Genomic DNA, 5,256 nt, shown 5'->3' on the forward strand with positions numbered 1-5,256 from the left:
TCGTCTTCGTGATACGGCGCGTCACCCACATTGGTCAGGAATGTGGTTATCGTATCTTGGACACGGCGGAAAGCCGACTCGATCTGTTTTACGCTTGGGATCATCGGTATTGGGGAGTCATTGAAAAACCATACATCGACGCGCGCGCAGTCTACCCGTGCAATGCGGCTGTTCTCAAGCCCTCAGCCGATGTAACTGGCCCAAATCCGCCTTACTTGGTCTCGTCCTCGGTCCAGTCTTGCGTCCAGAACGTGAGGTTATTCAGATTGCGCTTCGCGGTGAAGACGAATATGGACAAGACGTATGCTACCGCGAACATGATGATGTTGCCTGCAAGTCCGGCGTAGTAGGAATCCATCGGTCTGGCCGCCCATCCGGCAAAACCTTCCGGCAAGTGCAGGACGCCCATAAGCAGACTCTTGGTGATCAGCCCCATCTCTATGAACATCATCCATGCGGAGAATGCGATGGTACATACCAGCGATACGATGACCGCGCGCACGTCTCCGCGCACGGTCACGAATCCGAAGAAGTAGAGACCCAATAACCCGCACATCAATAGCGAGTTTAACTTGGTGGAGGTATCTTGCAGCGTCTTGCTGTTCGCCCACATGAGCAGGGCGGCCCCGCCGATCATTAAAATGGAACTGAGGATCGAGACTCCCCAGGCCGCGACCACATAGTGCCGATCTGTACCTTGGCGCACTATATGGCGTTTATAGATATCCGTAATGCCGACTGCGGATATTGCGTTGATGCTCGAAGAAAGGGAGGACATCGCGGCGGCAAGTACGCCAGCGATTACGAGTCCACTGAAGCCCTGCGGGAGGGCTTTTATGATGAAGAACGGGAGAATAGAGTCCGCCTTGCGTCCATTTGCGCCCGTGAGGATTTCATGCGCGATGGGATCGGGATTCAGCTTGTAGTACACGTAGAGCGTTGTACCCAAGAACATGAAGAAAGCCCACGTAGGCAGGCTGCACAAACAGCAAATCCAAATGGCGCGTTTGGCCTCCTTGGGATTCTTGGTCGCCACGTATTTCTGAATCACGTTCTGGTTGCTGCTGTATTCCGTAAGCCAGTTGGCAAGCCCAATCAGAAACATCATGATGACCGACTTTTCTGCAAGTGAAAACAGAGGCGCCCTGACAAGCTGGCCCTCTTTATTCAAGTCTCCCAACATGAATTTCCCGTCGGCCCATGCCGTGGACACTACGGTCGGTATGCCGCCGTCAACACTGCTAACCGCGACGTAGAGACAAACCAATCCACCTCCCCACAGGAGAAACGACTGAATAAAGTCCGTCCAAATAACCGCCTCAATTCCGCCCGTCACCGTATAGAAGGCGGTGAAAACACCCCCGATGAATACGCATGTATACCGGTCCCATCCGGTCATTTCGTGTACCAACAACGAAACGAGATAGAGAATCAGGCTTAGACGCACTACTTGATTGATGATGAACGTCGTCGCTGCGTATACACGCACACCGGGACCAAAACGGCCTTCGAGATATTCGAAGGCTGACGTGACGCGCGCGTGCCGGAAGAACGGGAGAAAGAGGATTGAGGCAATGAAGATGCCCACGGGGAGCATTAGGGCAAGAAGGAAACGGAGATAGGCCGTCTTGTAGGCGTCGGCAGGGTAGGCAACGAAGGTGATCGAGCTAATCGACGTTGCAAACATGGACAAGCCAATCAGCCAACCCGGAAATGAGCGATTGCCAAGGAAGTAGCTCTCCGTGGACTTGTTCTTCCGGGCGAACAATGGCCCCATCATCGCCATTGCGAGGAAATAGACTATTAGGATTACCCAGTCAAGCGTACCGAATGTCATCGTATGGCCCCCTATTGCCGTACCCGGAACCATACCAGCCGAAAGCGTTTCAATCAAGCCTTAACTCAGACTATAATCACTGAGAAAAATGTCCAATTGGACAATGTTCAGGCACGAACGGAGGGGAATCATGAGCACGGCACGCATGCGTTTGGGGTTTATCGGGGCGGGGTTTATAGCGAAGTTTCAGGCATCCGCGCTTCGGTACGTGCGAAGCGCCGATTTGACCGGTGTCTACGCGCTCAAAGGCGCCGAGGAATTGGCCGCATACGCAAAATCCAGTGGATTGGGCGACTGCAAGGTCTACCCGAGCGTTGCCGAACTGTGTAAGAACGTCGACGCCGTGTGTGTGTTGGCCCCCAATTTTGCACGCCTGGATCTTGTCGGCCAAATCGCCGATGCCGTGAAAGCGGGCGCCGCCCTGAGAGGCGTAATCTGCGAAAAACCCCTGGGTCGCACGGTGCGTGAAGCGCGGCAACTCGTTGAGATCATGAAGGGCGTCAAGTTACCCACGGCTTACTTCGAGAATCAGATTCACATGAAGTCCGTGCGCAAAGCGCTCGCCCAACTCGCGCCGGTACAGAAAGCGATGGGTCCTCTCGCTCTGGCGCGTTCTTCCGAGGAACACGGCGGACCTCACGAAGGCTGGTTCTGGGACCCGACTCGACAGGGCGGCGGCGTGCTTTCCGACATGGGCTGCCACAGTATCGCGGTTTCTTGGTTCGTCCTGAACCCGGTTGGTTCCGCGCCCACGTATCTGAAACCGGTGTCCGTAAACGCCGAGGTCGCTCTGCTGAAGTGGGGCCTGCCGAAGTACCGCAAGCAACTTAAAGACAAGATGCGCGTCGATTACACCAAGACGCCCGCCGAAGACTTCGCGACCGGCATGGTGACGTTTCAGAATCCGAAGACGGGTCAACTCTCGAAGGCCCAATTCACCAATTCGTGGATGTACGACAAACAAGGTCTGCGCCTGCTGATGGACGGCCTTGGACCGGGCTATGCATTTGAGATGAATACGCTACAATCACCGCTGACCGTATTCATCGGCGATGCGGCCGCCGAGGCGGTGGCGAACGCGGAAGTCGCTCTTGAGAAGTCAACTGCTACGCGCGGTCTGCTCGCCGTGCAGCCAAATGAAGAGGATCTGTACGGATACGTGGACGAGCTCGAGGACGCCGTCCAGTCGTTCAAGAAAGGTAAAGACGCCTTCCTGAACTGGGAATACGGTCTGGAAATCACCAAGCTGTGCCAAGCGGCGTACATGTCCGCCGAGCAGAAGAAGACCATCGATCTGACCAGTCCAAAGGTGCAGAAAGAACTTGAGAACTATACGTCGCTCATTGCCCAGGGCAAAGCACAAGAGCAATTGGGCGTGAAGAAATAACCACTACGAACGGTGACATTTGGGACTGACACCACCCAGGAGGCGGGTCGTGTCAGTCTCATTTTTCGCGCTTTGAATTCCACAAACCAGAGTGCGTCATGTGTTGTCTGACTGATCAGGACTGCTTCGGATCCGTATATGTAGCTTGCCTCTGCGGCTTGCCTTTGTCTCCCCAATTGGCTACATTCGGAGGACACGGCATTAATGCAGACATTCTGTCCTTGTGGTCGTCTGGTCATCTTCTGAAGTTGCTGGAAAATCGAATTTGGCGTAAATTGACGGCGATGGTGCGGGTGCAGGAAACAAGATTACCGCGTGGACGTGCCATTCCTGTAATGGAGTGTAACGATGGGTCGAGTGTTGCGATTGGCGGGGGGAATTCTCTCTGCCCTCTTTGCGGCGATCGTAGGTACGACGCTCCTGGCAGAGGAGCCGAGTTCAATGCCCTCCTCAGACAAGGTGCTGAATTGCGATTTCTCTACCTGGAAGAAACTTAAGCGTATACCAGACGCCTGGGGCGGCGCCGAATTCGGAGTCACTCAAGCGAAGCATGAATTCTCGGTTGCAGTGGACTCCAAGGGTCGCGGTCTCAAGCAAACCTGGCGGGCGCAGGATGCAGACAATAGTATCTATCGCATGTTCGGCGTAACTCTCGAAGGCATTGACACTACAGCCGTTTACCGCGCCGATATACTCGCCGAACTAAGCGAAGGCATGGATGTAACGGTCAGCGTATGGGGTGAGTACGCAGAAGGTAATGTCAAGCGCCTGACCAATTTAGTCGAACTCAAGAATGGCGAAAACACCTTCTTCTTTGAATCGCGCGTGTCTCCTCGAATTCGAATTGTTGCATCGTGTAGATCGGCCCAATTCCCCGCCTCCATATACTGGAAGAACTGGCAAGTCCAAGTCATGAGGAGCGAGACACTTACCATCCCACTGAGCAAGGCCTTTTCGACAAAGCGACTCGACGACGATTCAGAACTCGCAGAATACACCGCATTAAGCGCGGAGGAAGACTTGAGCGTCCTGGATTCGGCGCTAAACACAGTATTTGGAGAAGACTCGAAGCCAGCGCCTTCGGAGTCAACTGTCCTGCAACTGATGAGTTACTCGGCCCAGATCCTCCAACCGGGAGAGTTTGTCGGTTCGTGCGGTAGCGCACAATTGCAGGATGGGCACGGCTTGTGCGAAGGACGAAGCACGGCACTTGTTTCGCTCTGTAGGCGCCTCGGAATGCCAGCCCGAAAAATCCAATATCGAAACATCGGCTCCGTAACAGGCACCCATGTTGTCGCCGAGGTGTATTACGATGGCGGTTGGCACCTGTTCGACCCAAGCTACGCATCCTTTTTCTATTCTGAACCCGAATATTCGGGAAATGGACGAATCTTTTCGGGACGCGCCCTCATCATGGACCCCAACACACGAATTCATCCTAAAGAACTGGACATCACAAAATTCACCGGGGTGTATTCGCCCTATTCAGGAATTCGCGCATTGACGGACACAGAGGCGCAAACGTTGTACACTGTTCTGTTCACTCGGTCATTCCCCAATCAAACACACGAAAATGGCGTTGGTGCCGTATATCCTGTGGAATTTGACCTGATCCAACGGACTCACGTGGACTACGGAAAGCTTGACGGACAAACCATTGATGTCTACGACGCAGTCGAAGACGGATCTTACGTTCGCTACAGAGGTGACATGTTTCTTGGGGCCACCCCCGCGAGGGCGTCCACTCATCTTGCTCTGTTTAGACTCCCGGAACCAGGAACGTGCTGCTTGACATACTACTTCCGAGGAAACGCCCTGAAGAACTGCCTCGGCGTCGTAGAACTTAAGGGAGCCATGGTCATCAGCAATCTCATAGAGGATGTTCCGGGCAAGGCTGGCGTCTGGAAATGGACCGTGACCTTCACAGCTATGGAGACAGACCCCATGCTGTTGGTGGAACTTAGGCAGGTTTCGACGCAAGACAACCTGCTCATGGCCCTTCCCGTGGATGCAATTGCCGCGGATTTCGCCA

General features: G+C 54.1%; 3 protein-coding genes. 2 read left to right on the forward strand and 1 reads right to left on the reverse strand.

The annotated features are described in order from the left end of the window. Window positions 1-211: 211 nt before the first annotated feature. Window positions 212-1,837 (reverse strand): sodium:solute symporter, encoded by a 1,626-nt coding sequence (locus tag K1Y02_25090; protein ID MBX7259656.1) that lies wholly within the window; start codon window positions 1,835-1,837, stop codon window positions 212-214. 130 nt (window positions 1,838-1,967) lie between these two features. On the opposite strand from K1Y02_25090, the gene K1Y02_25095 reads away from it, so the two are divergent. Together K1Y02_25095 and K1Y02_25100 are read left to right on the forward strand one after the other, a co-directional pair. Continuing rightward, the gene (locus tag K1Y02_25095; protein ID MBX7259657.1) at window positions 1,968-3,224 is read left to right on the forward strand and encodes a Gfo/Idh/MocA family oxidoreductase; all 1,257 of its coding nucleotides are present in this window, start codon (window positions 1,968-1,970) and stop codon (window positions 3,222-3,224) included. Between the two features lie 348 nt (window positions 3,225-3,572). Then, window positions 3,573-5,256: transglutaminase-like domain-containing protein (locus tag K1Y02_25100; protein MBX7259658.1), on the forward strand; the 1,684-nt coding region annotated here is incomplete at its 3' end.

This window comes from Candidatus Hydrogenedentota bacterium (assembly GCA_019695095.1).
GTDB lineage: Bacteria > Hydrogenedentota > Hydrogenedentia > Hydrogenedentales > SLHB01 > JAIBAQ01.

Excerpts from the sequence above, each read along its gene's own strand:
- K1Y02_25090 (MBX7259656.1), bottom strand. The coding sequence starts at position 1,837 with ATGACATTCGGTACGCTTGACTGGGTAATCCTAATAGTCTATTTCCTC.
- K1Y02_25095 (MBX7259657.1), top strand. The coding sequence starts at position 1,968 with ATGAGCACGGCACGCATGCGTTTGGGGTTTATCGGGGCGGGGTTTATA.